The following is a 15,966-nucleotide window of genomic DNA, read 5'->3' as shown; positions in this document are numbered from 1 at the left end:
TCCCGGTCTGACCAGTTGGTCGGTGAAGGTGATGCTTGAGCGGTTGGCGGGGGTAAAATTTTTTCGCTTATCATCCCGGGCCAAGCGTATGAGGTGATGGATGGAAATATCAGGACTGACCCCCGACGAATCCGGGCAAATGCACTGCACCTGGCGCACGGCCGCGCCGCAATACCCGCCTTATCACGATCATGAGTGGGGCGTGCCGGTAGCAGACGACGTGCAGTTGTTCGAAAAAATCTGCCTGGAAGGCTTTCAGGCGGGGCTGGCGTGGATCACCATCCTGCGCAAGCGCGAGGCGTTTCGGGCAGCGTTCGAGGGGTTCGATTTTCGCCGGCTGGCGCAGTATGGCGAGGCCGATATCGAGCGTCTGATGAATGATCCGGGCATCGTGCGCAACCGGGCCAAGATCGTCTCGGTCATCAACAATGCACGGCGTGCCTGCGAGCTGGTGGACGAAACCGGCTCATTGGCGCACTGGATGTGGGCGTTCGAGCCGGGTGAGGAAGAACGCCCGGCGGTGGTGGACCTGGCCTACTGGTCCGCCAACCCCACCTCGCCGGCATCGGTACGCCTGTCCAGGGCCTTGAAGAAACGCGGCTGGACGTACGTGGGGCCGACCACGATGTACGCGTTGATGCAGGCCATGGGCATGGTCAATGACCACCTCGAAGGTTGTGCCTGCCGCCAACGGATCGAGGACCTGCGCCGCGCCTTCAAGCGCCCATGACTGATCGGAGGAGTGTCACCTGGGGGCCGGATTATTTGGGCAAGGGCGTGAGCACGTCGGCCTTGTCATCCAGCACCATCACCACCAGCAGCTTGGCCGGCTTCGTCTGGCTGGCGTTGCTGGATTCGAAGTGCCGCGAACCGGCGGGTTCGTAGAAGGTCTCGCCGGCCTTGTAGGTCACGGCCTTTTCGTCGTTGACCCGTGAGGTGATTTCACCTTCCAGCACATAGGCCACGGCGGTGCCCGTGTGGCTGTGGGGCACGGTCGCCTGGCCGGGGGCGTAGCTCACGGTGAGCATGATGGTTTTCTTGCCGGGCACGTTGACCAGGGCGTGCTCTTGCAGCACCTTGATCGATTCCTGGTTGTACACCGGCTCATGGGCGAAGGCGCCGAACGAAGCGAGTATCAGGGAAGCTGTGATCAGTCGTTTCATGATGAGGTTTCCGAGTGATTCGAGACGCTTTCACCCTACGCCCAGGACGGCGGGTGACCAATGACCAATCCTGCGCAAGGCCGGGAGACCAATCGGTCAATGATCGAAGTCCAGGCGTGTAGCCAGGCACTGGCGGGTCAGTTCGATAAAGCCTTGCAGCGCCGGCAGCTCAAAGTGCGCGCGCAGTTCTTCGGCGCTGGCCCAGCGCCCGTTGACGGACCACAGGTCGGGGTCCACCGGGCTGCGGTGCACGGCATACTCCAGGCAGCCCGGCGCGCTGCGCACCGCCAGGGCAATCTTTTGCAGATGCTCGCCGAGCTCGGACGAACGCCCGGCGGCGGCACGAACGTGAACGGTGTTGAAGGCACTGGCAGGCATGGCGATGGTCTCCGGGGCGGGGTCAGTGCACAGGCTAGGGGCTGATCGCGCCGGGACCAATGACCAATTCGCCGGAAAGTCCGTCAGCCAATTTGCTGGAGGATGTCGCGCACCTTGTCCAGGGCCGGGTCGATGTCGAGGGTTTCGATGGCGCCAAAGCCGATGATCAGTCCCGGGCGAACCGGTGTCTCGTGGAAGAACACGTCCAGCGGGTACAGCCCCACCTCCACCTGGCGCGCCAGCCCGATCAGCAGGGGAATGTTCACCGTCACCTTGCACAGCGCCGCCATATGGAACCCGGCCACGGTCGGCACCGCTTCGAACCACGGTGACAGGTCGCCCGCCAGGCGCTGCAGAATGCGCTCGCGGCGCCCTGCGTACACGTTGTGGCAGCGGCGGATGTGCTTGAGCAGGTAACCCTCGCTGATGAACTTGGCCAGCGCCCATTGCGGCAGGGTGGAGCTGTGCTGGTCGGTCAATTGTTTGGCCTTGACGACCGCACCAAGCAGCACCGGTGGCAGCACCAGATAGCCCAGGCGCAATTCGGGCAGCAGGGTCTTCGAGAAAGTGCCGACATAGGTCACCACGCCCCGGGTATCCATGCTTTGCAGCGAGTCGGTGGGGCGACCTTCGTAGCGGAATTCGCTGTCGTAGTCGTCTTCGATCACGATCGCGCCCAGCTCGAACGCACGTGCCAGCAGCGCTTCACGGCGCGGCAGGCTCATGGGCATGCCGAGGGGGAACTGGTGTGAAGGCGTGACGTAGATCAGGCGTGTGCCGTCGGGAATCAGTTCGACTCGGATACCTTCTGCGTCCACCGGCACGCCCTGCACATGGGCGCCCATCGCCGTGAACAGCTGGCGCGCGGGGCTGTAGCCGGGGTCTTCCATGGCGACGGTGCAGCCCGGTTCCAGCACCACGCGGGCGAGCAGGTCCAGGGCCTGCTGCGCGCCATTGGTGACCACGATGTCGCTGTCGCGGCATTTGACCCCGCGCGAAAACGCGATGTGCCCGGCGATGGCATCGCGCAACACCGGCAGCCCCTCGGGCTGGCTGTAGAAACCGCTGTTCTGGGCGATCCGGCGCAAGGCGTCCTGGGTGCAGCGCCGCCATTCATCCTGGGGGAACTGGGTGCGGGTGGTGGCGCCACCGATGAATTCGTAGCGCAGGGTGCTGTCGCGGGTGGGATGACGCATGGGCGAGGGCAACGATGCCCATCGGGCCAGGCTGGTGGCGCAGGCCAGTTCGGTGGCAATCGGCAGGTGGTTGCTCTGGGGCGTGCGGGCGCTGACAAAGGTGCCGCGGCCCGTCTGGCCTACCAGCAAACCCTCGTAGGTCAGGGTCGCGTAGGTGTCGGAGACGGTCTTGCGGGACACGCCCAATTGTTCCGCCAGCAAGCGGCTCGGCGGCAGTTGCGCGCCGGCGGCCAGGCGCCCGGAACTGATCGCTTCGCGCAGTTGCCGGTAAAGCTGATCGGCCAAATCCTTTCGCCCGTTGATCACGACGTGCAGTTCCATGTTTCACCCTGTGGCATTCAAACTGCGACCAGATTACTCGCAATAACCCAGTCAGGAAAACGCCCAAAACGGCCTCCTCAAAAACCGCCGGATTGGCTATAGGGCTTATTCCACGTGGGCTTTAGGCTGGCTTGTCATCGAACCGATATCAGAGACCACTCCCATGGAACCGCGCCTGGATTACTACGCCGCCTCACCGCAAGCGCTCAAGGGCATGCTGATGCTGGAAGCGAACACCTTTGGCCTGTCGATCGAAAAGCCGTTGCTGGAATTGATCAAGATCCGCGTCTCGCAGCTCAACCACTGCGGGTTCTGCACCGACATGCATTCGATGGCAGCGCGTCAACGGGGCGAAAGCGAGCGCCGTCTGTTTGCCTTGTGCGTCTGGCGCGATTCGCCGTTTTTCTCGGCGCGGGAGAAGGCCGCTTTGGCCTGGAGCGAGTCGGTAGCATCGCTGCCGACCTCGGGGGTGCCGGATGAACTGTTCGCGGCGGTGCGCCTGGAGTTCAGCGAGCAGGAACTGGTGGACCTGACCATGGCGGTGTCCAGCATCAGTGGCTGGAACCGCCTGGCGGTGAGCTTTCGGCAGCAGCCGCCGAACGCCTGATCAGGACAGGAAGCCGCCGTCCACGTTCAGCGACACGCCGGTGGTGTAGCTGGACGCATCGCTGGCCAGGAACAGCACCGCACCGGCCATCTCGCTCGGCTCGGCCACGCGCTTGAGCGGGATCTGTGCCAGGGCCATTTTCAGGATCGAATCGTTCTTCACCAGGGCCGAAGCGAACTTGGTGTCGGTAAGGCCCGGCAGCAGGGCGTTGCAACGGATGCCGAAGGCCGCGCACTCCTTGGCGAACACCTTGGTCATGTTGATCACGGCGGCCTTGGTCACCGAATAGATGCCCTGGAACACGCCCGGGGAAATCCCGTTGATCGACGCAACGTTGATGATGCTGCCGCCGCCGTTCTCGCGCATCAGCTTGCCGGCTTCCACCGACATGAAGAAGTAACCGCGGATATTCACATCCACGGTTTTCTGGAAGGCGCCGAGGTCGGTGTCCAGCACGTTGCAGAACTGCGGGTTGGTGGCGGCGTTGTTGACCAGGATGTCCAGGCGGCCGAACTGCTCGCGAATCCCGGCGAACACCTGGGTGATCTGCTCCATCTCACCAATATGACAAGCCACGGCCGTGGCCTTGCCGCCGTCGGCGATAATCGCATCAGCCACGTGCTGGCAGCCTTCCAGCTTGCGGCTGGAGACGATCACATGGGCGCCTTGCTGGGCGAGCAGTTTGGCGATGGCCTCGCCGATACCCCGGCTGGCGCCGGACACAAACGCGATCTTGCCGTCGAGGTCGAACAGGTTGGTCTTGGACATGGAGGGTTCCTTGTTCTTGTAGTCAGAGGGCTGATTTACCGATGACGGCCAGGCTCATCTGCTCCAGCAGCTTGTTCATGTGGATGAACTGCGCAAAGCGTTTGTCCTGGGTCTGGCCGTGGAAGAAGCGGTAGTAGATCTGTTGCACGATGCCGGCCAGGCGGAACAGGCCGTAGGTGTAGTAGAAGTCGAAGTTATCGATGCGAATACCCGCGCGTTCGGCGTAATAGTCCACGAACTGGCGACGGGTGAGCATGCCGGGGGCATTGCTCGGTTGGCGGCGCATCAATTGGACGGGCGCCGGGTCGGCCGCTTCGATCCAGTAGGCGAGGGTGTTGCCCAAGTCCATCAGCGGGTCGCCCAGGGTGGTCAGCTCCCAGTCCAGCACGCCGATGATCTGCATCGGGTTGTGTGGATCGAGGATCACGTTGTCGAAGCGGTAGTCGTTGTGCACGATGCTCGACGTGGGATGGTCGGCGGGCATCTTGTCATTGAGCCAGGCACGCACGGCTTCCCAGCGTGGGGCGTCGGGAGTCAGGGCTTTCTCGTAGCGGTCGCTCCAGCCACGGATCTGACGTTCCACATAGCCTTCTGGCTTGCCCAGGTCGGCCAGGCCGCAGGCGCTGTAGTCCACCTGGTGCAATTCGACGAATTTGTCGATGAAGCTTTTGCACAGCGCCTCGGTTCGAGTGGCGTCCAGGCCCAGTTCGGCGGGCAAGTCGGAGCGCAGGATAATGCCGTTGACCCGCTCCATCACATAGAACTCGGCGCCGATCACCGAATCATCGGTGCAATGCACGTAGGCCTTGGGGCAGTACGGGAAGCCATCTTTCAGTTGGTTGAGAATGCGGTATTCGCGGCCCATGTCGTGGGCGGACTTGGCCTTGTGGCCAAAGGGCGGGCGACGCAGGACGAATTCCTGGCCCGGGTATTCCAGCAGGTAGGTCAGGTTCGACGCGCCGCCGGGGAACTGGCTGATGGTCGGTGTGCCATGCAGGCCCGGAATATGTGCCTTGAGGTAGGGATCGATCAGGCTGGCATCAAGTTCTTCGCCTGGGCGAATCTGGGTCGATTGGTCGTTAAGCGCCATGCTTATCCCTTCTGCTTATTCTAAAGGCCTCGGACTATTTCCTAATCTAATGCGCGCAGCCGCCCAGCGACAAGGTCGGGGCGGCTTAATAGGTTAGCGTGTTGGATGATAATCAGCGTGCCTGATCGGTCATTTTTCGGGTGGGGGCAGGGCGACCGGCGTGAGTACGGGGCGGCCGGCAAAGTACTCCACCAGGTTGTCGGCCACCCGTTGCACGGTATCGTGAGCGGCTTCCGGCGACAGACCGGCCACATGGGAAGTGAGCACGGTATTGCTCAGGCGCTTGAGCGCATCGGGCACCTTGGGTTCGTCGTCGAACACGTCCAGCGCCGCGCCGCCGATACGCCGCTGTTCAAGGGCTGCCACCAGGTCGTCGGTGACCACCACGCTGCCACGGCCGATATTCACCAGGTAGCCATTCGGCCCCAGCGCGTCCAGCGCGTGGCGGTCGATCAGGTGCCGAGTGCTGGGGCCACCGGGCGTGGCCAGGATCAGGAAGTCCGAATTGCGTGCCAGCTCCACGGCGGTGGCGCAGTAGGTGTAGTCCACGTCATCACGGGGTTGGCGATTGTGATAGCTCACTTCCATGCCGAAGCCCAGGGACGCGCGCCTGGCGATCTCCAGGCCCACGGCCCCCAGCCCGAGGATGCCTAGCTGCTTGCCGCCCAGGGACGGGCGCATCACCTTGGGCCACTCGCTGCGGCGTACCGCTGCGTCCGTCTGGGGAATGCCGCGTACCAGTGACAGCAGCAAGGCCATGGCGTGGTCGGCCACCGAAGGGGCATTGACCCCGGCACCGTTGGTGACCACGATCCCGCGATTGCTGGCGGCTTGCAGGTCCACATGCTCATAGCCGGCGCCGATCACGCAGATGATCTCCAGCAGCGGCAGGGCGGCGATTTCCTCGGCATACAGGCCCAGCGGACCACGGGTCAGCACAGCATTGATCTGCCCGCCGTGGGCCTTGATCGCCTGGGCGCGCTCCGCTGGCGTCGGCGCCAGAATCACATGAAAGTCGTTGCTCTCGATGATTTGCAGGTATTCGTTGATGGTTTCGACCAGAACCAGAACAGTGGTGGACATCGGAACGCTCTTCCTGAGGGGTTTGAGGGGCACAGGGGGATCAAGCGGGTTCGCTGGCTTTGCTGTCAAGGGTGTTGTCCGATTTCTTATCTGGCAGCAGGGTATTTCTCACTGCCTCCAGAAACTCGTCCGACAGATCATGGCCGCGAGTTGCACGCGCCAGGGTCAACGCGCCCACGATCATCGAGTAGTGGGCCAGCGCGGCCTGACGGTCTTCGCCTTCCAACTGCATGAATATCCCCACCGACTGCTCCACCCCGTGCAGGAAAGCGTGGTGCAGGGCGGTGTCCGCCGACTCATGACACATGTCCGGAGTGAACGCGGAGATCGGGCAACCGTCGCCCGGGTTGTCGCGGTGCGAGGCCGACAAGTACGGGCGCAGGATGGCCTCCCGAGCGGCCTGCGGGTCGTCACTGCGCTCGATTTTTTCCTGCCAGATCAGGTTCGATTGTTTGAAGGCCAGTTCGCAGGCTTCAGTGGCCAGGGCTTCCTTGGAGGCGAAGTGCCCGTAGAAGCCTCCATGGGTCAGGCCGGCGGCGGCCATCACGTCCGACAGGCTGATGCCATGCAGCCCGCGCTCACGGAACAGATGCGTGGCGGACTCGACGATGATTTCACGGTTGAGTTCGGCTTGTTTGCGGGAGACGCGAGGCATGGGCGGGCTCTCAGAATAAAGGGCGGATACCGCCTGGAAGCTACAGGAATGCGGGGAATTCTAAAATAGATTTGTACGGGAATTTATAACGCCTGCCCCCGAAAAATGCCTGCTCCGCACAACCGTTCCTCAGCTAAGTCTTTGCTTATTCAGGAGAATCCCGGACAATCGCGCCCCTTCTATGGTCGGGGCGCTGCCTGTCAGGTTTTTCTGACTCGTCCCGGCCGTGTAAATGCGGAGATCCGACCGGATGAATGATCAGGCCAATAGCGTCGACGAACGCTATGCAACGACACCTGCAACCCTCGCAAGCTGGAGCCGCCAGGACACCACCTGGATGCTCGGGCTGTTCGGTACGGCGATTGGCGCCGGTACTTTGTTTTTGCCCATCAATGCCGGCCTGGGTGGCTTCTGGCCGCTGCTGATCCTGGCGGTGCTGGCGTTCCCGATGACGTTCTTTGCCCACCGTGGCCTGACCCGTTTCGTCCTGTCCGGGCGTGAGGGTTCCGACATCACCGACGTGGTTGAAGAACACTTCGGCCTCAAGGCCGGTGCGGTGATCACCCTGCTGTACTTTTTTGCGATCTTTCCGATCCTGCTGATCTACAGCGTGGCGTTGACCAACACCGTCAGCAGCTTCATGGAGCACCAGTTGCACATCCTGCCGCCGCCCCGGGCGATCCTGTCGTTCGTGCTGATCCTCGGCCTGTTGGCGGTGGTGCGCTGCGGCGAGCAAGTGATCGTCAAGGCCATGAGCCTGATGGTGTATCCGTTCATCGTCGCGCTGCTGTTCCTTGCGGTGTACCTCATCCCGCACTGGAATGGCGGCATTCTCAGCACCGCCAGCGAGGTGCCGGCACCGTCGGCCTTGCTCAGCACCCTGTGGCTGGCGATTCCGGTGATGGTGTTCTCGTTCAACCATTCGCCGATCATTTCGGCTTTTGCGGTGGACCAGAAGCGTCAGTACGGCGCGCACGCAGACGAGCGCAGCTCGCAGATCCTGTCCCGCGCGCACGTGCTGATGGTGGTGATGGTGCTGTTCTTCGTGTTCAGCTGCGTGCTGACCCTGTCTCCGGCGCAACTGGCCGAAGCCAAGGCGCAGAACCTGTCGATCCTGTCGTACCTGGCCAACCACTTCAATAACCCGACCATCGCCTTTGCCGCGCCGTTGATTGCGTTCGTGGCGATTGCCAAGTCGTTCCTGGGTCACTACATCGGTGCCAGCGAAGGCCTCAAGGGCCTGGTGCTCAAAACCGGTCGCCGCCCGGCCGCCAAGACCCTGGATCGCTTGACCGCCGCCTTTATGCTGGTGGTGTGCTGGATTGTCGCCACGCTGAACCCGAGCATCCTCGGTATGATCGAGGCCCTGGGCGGTCCGATCATTGCGTCGATCCTGTTCCTGATGCCGATGTATGCGATCCGCAAGGTTCCGGCCATGGCCAAATACCGTGGGCAGGCGTCCAATGTGTTTGTCACGGCGGTTGGACTGGTGGCGATTAGTGCGGTGGTTTATTCGTTTTTTGTTTGAGGCTGTTTGGGGGTGGGTTGCCTGCGGTAGCGGGGTTCGGTGTGTATATCCGTTGCTGCGGTAACGGCTGAAATTGGTTCCGCTCTTACAGCGGGTCACTTTTGGAAAAGAGCCCCAAAAGTAACCAAAAGGGCTCTTGCCCCAACACTCGGCACCTCGCTTAGGCTCGGTGTGCCCTCACTCCGGCTTTGGAGCGTGGGCCGCCGCGATGGGCCATCCTTGGCCCAGCGCGGCTAACCCGGCGTCCTGCCGGGTTACCCACGCTCCAAAGCCTGCGTTCGGCCAGCGTGTTTGACGGGGCGCTCCAGATCAAAAGCAAAAGCGCGGCGGCCTGGTAGCCGACCGATCCTTTTCTGTCGATCTCGGTCCAAATGTGGGAGCTGGCTTGCCTGCGATTGCGTCAACTCGGTGTGCCTGATGTACCGAGGTGTCTGCATCGCAGGCAAGCCAGCTCCCACAGAAAAGCAGATCCAATTCGGCTCTGGCTCTGGCTTTGTTTTAGATCTTGATTTTGATCTTAGGCGACCCCCCAAATCACTGTCGGATTACGGGCATACCGAGCCTAGGCGAGGTACCGAGTGTTGGGGCAAGAGCGTTTTGCTTACTTTTGCGCTCTTCAAAAGTGAGCCGCTGTAAGAGCGGAACCAATCCCAGCCGTTACCCAAATAACGGATATGTACTCGATCTCACCCAACACGCCGGCCGATACCAAATCCCAGGCATAAAAAAACGCCGCGTATCTTTCGATACGCGGCGTTTTCATTGCATCAACACCTTAGGCTTGAATCACCGGGATGTTGGCGCTTGCAGCGATTTTGCGGAACTCGGCGATCTGGTCGAAGTTCAGGTAGCGGTAGACGTCACTGGCCATGGTGTCCAGTTTGGCCGCGTAGCCCATGTACTCTTCGACAGTCGGCAGGCGACCCAGGGTGGATGCCACTGCCGCCAGCTCGGCCGATGCCAGGTAGACGTTTGCACCATCACCCAGGCGGTTCGGGAAGTTACGGGTCGACGTCGATACAACGGTCGAGTTCGGCTCTACACGTGCCTGGTTACCCATGCACAGCGAGCAGCCCGGCATTTCCATGCGCGCGCCGGCCTTGCCGTAGATGCCGTAGTAGCCTTCCTCGGTCAGTTGGTGAGCGTCCATCTTGGTCGGCGGCGACAGCCACAGACGGGTTGGCAGCTGCCCCTTGACCTGATCCAGCAGTTTACCGGCAGCACGGAAGTGACCGATGTTGGTCATGCACGAACCGATGAACACTTCGTCGATCTTCTCGCCAGCAACGCTGGACAGCAGACGGGCGTCGTCCGGATCGTTCGGTGCGCAGAGCACAGGCTCGTTGATGTCGGCCAGGTCGATCTCGATGATTTCGGCGTATTCGGCGTCGGCATCGGCTTCCATCAGCTCAGGGTTCTTGACCCAGGCTTCCATCGCTTGGGCGCGACGTTCCAGGGTACGTGCATCGCCGTAGCCTTCACCGATCATCCAGCGCAGCAGGGTGATGTTGGAGTTCAGGTACTCGGTGATGGACTCTTTGGACAGCTTGATGGTGCAACCGGCAGCGGAGCGTTCAGCCGACGCGTCGGACAGCTCGAAAGCCTGTTCCAGCGTCAGGCCTTCCAGGCCTTCGATTTCCAGGATGCGGCCGGAGAAGGCGTTTTTCTTGCCTTTCTTCTCGACGGTCAACAGACCTTTCTGGATGGCGTAGTAAGGAATTGCATGAACCAGGTCACGCAGGGTGATGCCAGGTTTCATCTTGCCTTTGAAACGCACCAGGATCGATTCCGGCATGTCCAGTGGCATCACGCCAGTGGCTGCGGCGAACGCGACCAGGCCCGAACCGGCCGGGAACGAAATGCCCATCGGGAAACGGGTGTGGGAGTCACCACCGGTACCGACGGTATCCGGCAGCAGCATGCGGTTCAGCCAGCTGTGGATGATGCCGTCGCCTGGACGCAGCGAAACACCGCCACGGGTCATGATGAAGTCAGGCAAGGTGTGGTGGGTGGTCACGTCGATCGGCTTTGGATAGGCCGCGGTGTGGCAGAACGACTGCATCACCAGATCGGTCGAGAAGCCCAGGCACGCCAGGTCTTTCAGTTCGTCACGGGTCATCGGACCGGTGGTGTCCTGAGAGCCCACGGTGGTCATCTTCGGTTCGCAGTAGGTGCCAGGACGAACGCCTTTGCCTACCGGCAGACCGCATGCCTTGCCGACCATTTTCTGTGCCAGGGTGAAGCCCTTGCCGGTGTCGACAGGCGCTTCAGGCAGCTTGAACAGGTCGGTTGGGCCCAGGCCCAGTTCGGCACGCGCCTTGTCGGTCAGGCCGCGACCGATGATCAGCGGGATGCGGCCACCGGCGCGGACTTCGTCCAACAGCACCGGGGTCTTCATTTCGAAGGTGGTGATGACTTCGTCGGTGCCGTGTTTGCAGACTTTGCCAGCATGCGGGTACAGGTCGATCACGTCGCCCATGTTCATGTTGGACACGTCGAATTCGATCGGCAGTGCGCCGGCATCTTCCATGGTGTTGTAGAAGATAGGTGCGATCTTGCTGCCGAAGCAGAAGCCGCCGGCGCGCTTGTTCGGCACATAAGGGACGTCGTCGCCGAAGAACCACAGCACGGAGTTGGTCGCGGATTTGCGCGAGGAACCGGTACCGACCACGTCACCGACGTAGGCGATCGGGAAGCCTTGGCCGCGCATCTCTTCGATCTGCTTCATCGGGCCGGTCTTGCCTTGCTCGTCCGGCACGATGCCTTCGCGAGCCATTTTCAGCATGGCCAGGGCGTGCAGCGGGATGTCAGGGCGGGACCAGGCATCCGGAGCAGGGGACAGGTCGTCGGTGTTGGTTTCGCCGGTGACCTTGAACACGCGCAGGCTGATCTTGTCGGCCAGGACAGGGCGGTTGCTGAACCATTCGCCGTCGGCCCAGGACTGGATCACGGCCTTGGCGTGGGCGTTGCCTTTCTTGGCTTTTTCAGCCACGTCGTGGAAGGCATCGAACATCAGCAGGGTGTGCTTGAGTTGCGCAGCGGCAACCGGAGCCAGTTCGGCGTCGTCGAGCAGGTCGACCAGGGTCACGATGTTGTAGCCACCCTGCATGGTGCCGAGCAGCTCAACGGCGCGCTTCTTGTCCAGCAGAGGGGAGGTGGCTTCACCCTTGGCCAGGGCGGCCAGGAAACCGGCCTTGACGTAGGCAGCTTCGTCAACGCCTGGCGGAATGCGGTTGGTGATCAGGTCAACGAGGAATTCTTCTTCGCCAGCCGGGGGATTCTTCAGCAGCTCGACCAGGCCTGCGGTTTGTTCGGCGTTAAGCGGCTGGGGAACGATACCCAGGGCGGCACGCTCTTCGATATGTTTGCGGTAGGCTTCAAGCACAGTTATTACCCTCATCAGTGGTCCCACGGGACGCTCATCCAGAAATGAACGGCACGCATGCGCTCGGGGGCTTTTGGGGCCGCAAAGCCAGCGCTGCCGGCATTCCTCATAGAAGCTGCTTTCAAAGTTTTACGCCTGCAGAACGGAGCTGATGAGGGTTGGCGAGGGCGTTGACCTACCGAGTCAAGACCATCGCCAACACCGTTCTGAAGGAACGACTGTGCTCGTGACGCTTTGAAAACAGCTTCCAGCGGATTATTGGCGCCTTACAAGGCCGGATGATTCTACGGCAAAAAATTTCTAAAGGTAAGTTGCCTCGCCAAGTTTGCTGGGTGATCAACCTTAGACAAAGGGCTAACATGGCGCATTGTTTCGCTGATGTGCGTGTCGTTGCCCATGTCCAACTCAACCATCAAGACCCCCTGCGTCGGCCTGTGCTCCACGGTCTACGGCGATCTCGTGTGCCGTGGCTGCAAGCGCTTCCACCACGAAGTCGTGCAGTGGAACGGTTACAACGAAGAAGAAAAACGCGCCGTGTGGCTGCGCCTGGAGCAATTGCTGGTGCAGGTGATGGCCGGCAAGCTGGAGGTATTCGATCCCAAGGCCCTGCGCAGCCAGCTGGAGCAGCGCAAGATTCGCTTCGTGCCGCACCAGTCCGAATACTGCTGGGCCTACCAGTTGATCGCCCGTGGCGCCCGGGTGATCTCCAACCTGGAAGCCTATGGCATGGTGCTGTTGCCGGAGTTTCGGGAGTGGGCCCTGCCGGAATTGCGCGATGCCATTGACCGGGAGTTCTTCATCCTTTCCGAAGCGCATTACCAGCGCTATATCGCCCCGGGCTTTCTCAAGGATGTATTTTCCACCTGACACCCTACAAAGCATTTGTGGGAGCTGACAAACCAGCTCCCACGGAGATTTTCATGGTTTGAAAGGGCAGTGTCAGGGCTTGGTGGCCATCTCTTCCAGATGGTCCATCAACTCCTGGGGCTTGAGCACCAGCACATCGCTTTCCACCTCATCGAGCACCACCTCCGCCGTATTGCCGATCAGCGCTCCGGAAATACCGGTACGTCCCACCGTGCCGATGATGGTCACGCTGGCGTGCCATTTAAGTGCTGCATGGGGAATCAGTACATCCGCCGGGCCTTCCACCACATGCAGGTGGGCGTCGTCCACGTCGAATTCGGCCTGGAAGGCCTTGCATTGCTCGCGGTAGCGCGTCTCGATGGTTTCCTTGAGCTGGAACGTCGGGTCCGCCGCCGACAGCATGGGCGATGGATGGGCGGTGATCACATGCAGTTGCGCCTTGGCCAGGCGGGCGATGTCGAAACCGTGGTCGATGATGGAGTTATGCAGCGATCGATGCTCGCTATCGGTATTGCCCACATCGATTGCCGCCAGGATCACGCCGCCCGCCCAGGGCGTTGCGGTCTTGACCAGCAGCACCGCCGTCGGGCAATAGCGCAGCAGTTTCCAGTCGGCCGGGGTCAGCAAAGCCTTTTTCAGCGGGCTGTCGGGGAAGTGCTGCTTGACCACCAGGCCACAACCCTCGGCCTGCTGCACGTCAATGATGGTTTCATGCAGGCTGTCATTCCAGGCCTGCTCGGTGGTGACGCTATAGCCGTCTTCCTGCAGCCCCGCCTTGAGCAGGCTCAACAGCGCCGAGTGTTCGTGCTTGCGGTCGCACACCAGCAAGTGCAGATGCGCGCCGGTGACGCCGGCGATCAGTTTGGCGCGCTTGAGGGCCAGGCTTTCCGGATGTTCGGGCTCGATGACCACCAGGATGCTGCGAATGGCTTGCATGGACGGATCTCCGGGGCGAGAACGAAAGGGTCTGGCACAACTATAGTTGCTGCGCGCCAGACGTCATCTTGACGCGCATCAAGGCCGGTGGCTGGTGGTCTGCGGCGCGGTCGGTATAATCGGCGCCCTTTTGTGACCCTTTTTGCCCGTGAGCCTGATGAACCTGCCCGAAATCCACGAATTCCTCGGCTGCCGCACCCCCGATGCCTGGGTCCAGGCCGCGCTGGCCGATCAGGACACCTTGCTGATCGACCACAAGAATTGCGAATTCAAAGCCGCCAGCACCGCCCTGAGTCTGATCGCCAAGTACTACAGCCATGTTGACCTGATCAATATGATGTCGCGCCTGGCCCGTGAAGAGCTGGTGCACCACGAACAGGTCATGCGCCTGATGAAAAAGCGCAAAGTCGAGTTGCGTCAGTTGAATGCCGGTCGGTATGCCTCGGGTTTGCGCAAAGTGGTGCGCACCCATGAACCGGTCAAACTGGTGGACACCCTGGTGGTTGGCGCCTTTATCGAAGCCCGCAGTTGCGAGCGTTTCGAAGCGCTGGTACCGCATTTGGACGAAGAGCTCGGCAAGTTCTACTTCGGTCTGCTCAAAAGCGAAGCGCGGCACTTCCAGGGTTATCTGAAACTGGCCTACCAGTACGGTGACGCCAAGGACATCGCTCAGGTAATCGAGCGCGTGAGGGCGGCCGAGCAGGAACTGATCGAGTCACCCGACATCGAGTTCCGCTTTCACAGTGGCGTGCCAGCCTGAGGCCACGGCCACGCCGATCAGCGCGGTGATTGCCACCAGCAACAGGATCACCGTCTGCGTTCCCAGCGGCGCGGCCAGCAGCGCAATCAGCAGGCCGGCCAGCGGCTGGGCCAGGTTGTTGAGCAGGGTGATCACGCCCACGGTCTTGCCGAAGTCCTGCACCGGAATCACCCGTTGACGGGTGCTGCGCAGATAAACGTTGAACATTTTGTCGAAGCCGGTGACCAGCAGGAAGCCGACGGCGTACACCCAGACCCCCGGGCTCAGCGCCATGATCAACGCGCCGACGCCAATCATCGAGTAGGACAGGCCGCCCAACACCTTCAGCGACAGTCCGGCGCGCGCCAGGTAAAACAGAATCCCGATGGTCACCAGCGCGCCCGCCGCTTGCAGCAGGGCGTAGGCGTCCTTGCCCGCCGAGAACTGGCCGGTGACCATCGCCGCCGATGTGGCCAGGGTCACGCCGATGATCAGGTTGACGCCCACTGCCAGGGTGATGATGCGCTTGAGCTCCGCCAGGCGGCGGATATGCCCGAAGGCAATCAGCACGGGGCGCAACCAGATGTCCCGGTGCTGCTCGAACACTTCCAGATGCACCTGGCTGCGGCGCTGCCACACGCGCATCGCCAGGTCCGCCAGCAGGAACAGGCCGGCCACCGTCAGCACCACCCAGGACCAGCTCCAGGCTTCGAGCATCAATGCCGCCAACAGCGGGCCCAGCACCAGCCCGGTCTGGTCGGCAATCTGCGAATAGGAAAGGGTCTTGGTGTAGCTGTAGAGCTGGAAAATATGCGGCATCAGCACTTCACGGGCCATGATGCCCTGGGTGGTCAACACGCCGCACAGTGCCGAGAGCAGCACGATCCAGTGAATGCCGCCGAACGCGGCGTACAATGCGACCGCCAGTACGCAGGCCAGCGCCCGATAAATCTGGCTGATGTGCAGAATACGCACCGGGGAAAACCTGTCGCACAAGGCCCCGCACACGGGGAACGCCAGGTAGCGAGGCAATGACTCGACGAAAAATGCCAGCCCCGCCCAGGACACGCTGCCGGTGGTCTGAAATACGATCAGCGGGACGATGAACAACAGAATCTGGTCTGCCAGCCGCGAGAGAAACAGAGAAATAAAGAACGCCAGGTAGTCCTTGCGCATACCGCTCCTTGTGAATGGCGTTAAAGACTGCAGGCTTTTTGTAAAAAACTCTTAAAACCATGAAGCTTCGTCGG

The 15,966-nt window shown here is 61.5% G+C and carries 16 protein-coding genes; 5 read left to right on the top strand and 11 right to left on the bottom strand.

From position 1 onward, the window contains the following. The first annotated feature begins 100 nt into the window (after positions 1-100). On the top strand, positions 101-730 hold the full coding sequence (locus ACW9IN_RS23635; RefSeq protein ID WP_457368082.1) for a DNA-3-methyladenine glycosylase I: 630 nt from the start codon (positions 101-103) through the stop codon (positions 728-730). 31 nt (positions 731-761) lie between these two features. Here the strand turns inward: ACW9IN_RS23635 and ACW9IN_RS23630 are convergent, their stop codons facing one another. From ACW9IN_RS23630 to pdxR, 3 genes are all read right to left on the bottom strand, one after another. Beyond that, positions 762-1,163, bottom strand: a complete 402-nt coding sequence (locus ACW9IN_RS23630) for a cupin domain-containing protein (protein ID WP_457368081.1) — start codon at positions 1,161-1,163, stop codon at positions 762-764. Between the two features lie 96 nt (positions 1,164-1,259). After that, complete coding sequence (locus ACW9IN_RS23625; protein ID WP_457368080.1) at positions 1,260-1,541, bottom strand: putative quinol monooxygenase; 282 nt, start codon at positions 1,539-1,541, stop codon at positions 1,260-1,262. A gap of 83 nt (positions 1,542-1,624) precedes the next feature. Then, a complete protein-coding gene (pdxR, locus tag ACW9IN_RS23620; RefSeq protein ID WP_457368079.1) occupies positions 1,625-3,058 on the bottom strand; it encodes a MocR-like pyridoxine biosynthesis transcription factor PdxR in 1,434 nt (477 codons plus the stop codon). A 163-nt stretch (positions 3,059-3,221) separates the two neighbouring features. On the opposite strand from pdxR, the gene ACW9IN_RS23615 reads away from it, so the two are divergent. Further along, positions 3,222-3,665, top strand: coding sequence for a carboxymuconolactone decarboxylase family protein (locus ACW9IN_RS23615; RefSeq protein WP_457368078.1), 444 nt, complete (start codon positions 3,222-3,224; stop codon positions 3,663-3,665). Here the strand turns inward: ACW9IN_RS23615 and ACW9IN_RS23610 are convergent, their stop codons facing one another. The 4 genes from ACW9IN_RS23610 to ACW9IN_RS23595 all read right to left on the bottom strand — a co-directional run bounded on the left by ACW9IN_RS23610 (position 3,666) and on the right by ACW9IN_RS23595 (position 7,261). After that, positions 3,666-4,433 (bottom strand): SDR family oxidoreductase, encoded by a 768-nt coding sequence (locus tag ACW9IN_RS23610; protein WP_185705565.1) that lies wholly within the window; start codon positions 4,431-4,433, stop codon positions 3,666-3,668. A 22-nt stretch (positions 4,434-4,455) separates the two neighbouring features. Next, entirely contained in the window at positions 4,456-5,523 is a 1,068-nt protein-coding gene (locus tag ACW9IN_RS23605) for a phosphotransferase family protein (RefSeq protein WP_457368077.1), read from the bottom strand. A 129-nt stretch (positions 5,524-5,652) separates the two neighbouring features. Continuing rightward, positions 5,653-6,606, bottom strand: a complete 954-nt coding sequence (locus ACW9IN_RS23600; protein ID WP_457368076.1) for a 2-hydroxyacid dehydrogenase — start codon at positions 6,604-6,606, stop codon at positions 5,653-5,655. Between the two features lie 40 nt (positions 6,607-6,646). After that, positions 6,647-7,261 (bottom strand): TetR/AcrR family transcriptional regulator, encoded by a 615-nt coding sequence (locus ACW9IN_RS23595; RefSeq protein WP_457368075.1) that lies wholly within the window; start codon positions 7,259-7,261, stop codon positions 6,647-6,649. 250 nt (positions 7,262-7,511) lie between these two features. Here ACW9IN_RS23595 and ACW9IN_RS23590 point away from each other — a divergent pair, with 250 nt between their 5' ends. Further along, complete coding sequence (locus ACW9IN_RS23590; RefSeq protein ID WP_457368074.1) at positions 7,512-8,789, top strand: serine/threonine transporter; 1,278 nt, start codon at positions 7,512-7,514, stop codon at positions 8,787-8,789. A 616-nt stretch (positions 8,790-9,405) separates the two neighbouring features. Here the strand turns inward: ACW9IN_RS23590 and ACW9IN_RS23585 are convergent. Both ACW9IN_RS23585 and acnB read right to left on the bottom strand, forming a co-directional pair. Beyond that, complete coding sequence (locus ACW9IN_RS23585) at positions 9,406-9,552, bottom strand: hypothetical protein (RefSeq protein ID WP_457368073.1); 147 nt, start codon at positions 9,550-9,552, stop codon at positions 9,406-9,408. A 12-nt stretch (positions 9,553-9,564) separates the two neighbouring features. Next, on the bottom strand, positions 9,565-12,174 hold the full coding sequence (acnB, locus tag ACW9IN_RS23580) for a bifunctional aconitate hydratase 2/2-methylisocitrate dehydratase (RefSeq protein ID WP_457368098.1): 2,610 nt from the start codon (positions 12,172-12,174) through the stop codon (positions 9,565-9,567). 396 nt (positions 12,175-12,570) lie between these two features. Here acnB and ACW9IN_RS23575 point away from each other — a divergent pair, with 396 nt between their 5' ends. Then, entirely contained in the window at positions 12,571-13,041 is a 471-nt protein-coding gene (locus tag ACW9IN_RS23575; RefSeq protein WP_457368072.1) for a DUF1289 domain-containing protein, read from the top strand. A 72-nt stretch (positions 13,042-13,113) separates the two neighbouring features. On the opposite strand, the gene ACW9IN_RS23570 is transcribed toward ACW9IN_RS23575, so the two are convergent. Continuing rightward, complete coding sequence (locus tag ACW9IN_RS23570) at positions 13,114-13,977, bottom strand: universal stress protein (protein ID WP_457368071.1); 864 nt, start codon at positions 13,975-13,977, stop codon at positions 13,114-13,116. 157 nt (positions 13,978-14,134) lie between these two features. Between ACW9IN_RS23570 and miaE the strand changes: the two genes are divergently transcribed. Then, positions 14,135-14,737, top strand: coding sequence for a tRNA isopentenyl-2-thiomethyl-A-37 hydroxylase MiaE (gene miaE, locus ACW9IN_RS23565; protein WP_457368070.1), 603 nt, complete (start codon positions 14,135-14,137; stop codon positions 14,735-14,737). Here the strand turns inward: miaE and ACW9IN_RS23560 are convergent. After that, the gene (locus ACW9IN_RS23560; RefSeq protein ID WP_457368069.1) at positions 14,693-15,892 is read right to left on the bottom strand and encodes an MFS transporter; all 1,200 of its coding nucleotides are present in this window, start codon (positions 15,890-15,892) and stop codon (positions 14,693-14,695) included. The genes miaE and ACW9IN_RS23560 overlap by 45 nt on opposite strands. Positions 15,893-15,966: the final 74 nt, after the last annotated feature.

The sequence above is a fragment of the Pseudomonas sp. SDO5271_S396 genome (assembly GCF_054071795.1).
Note: the sequence above shows the minus strand (reverse complement) of the source record. Positions and strands in the feature narration are given on the sequence as shown.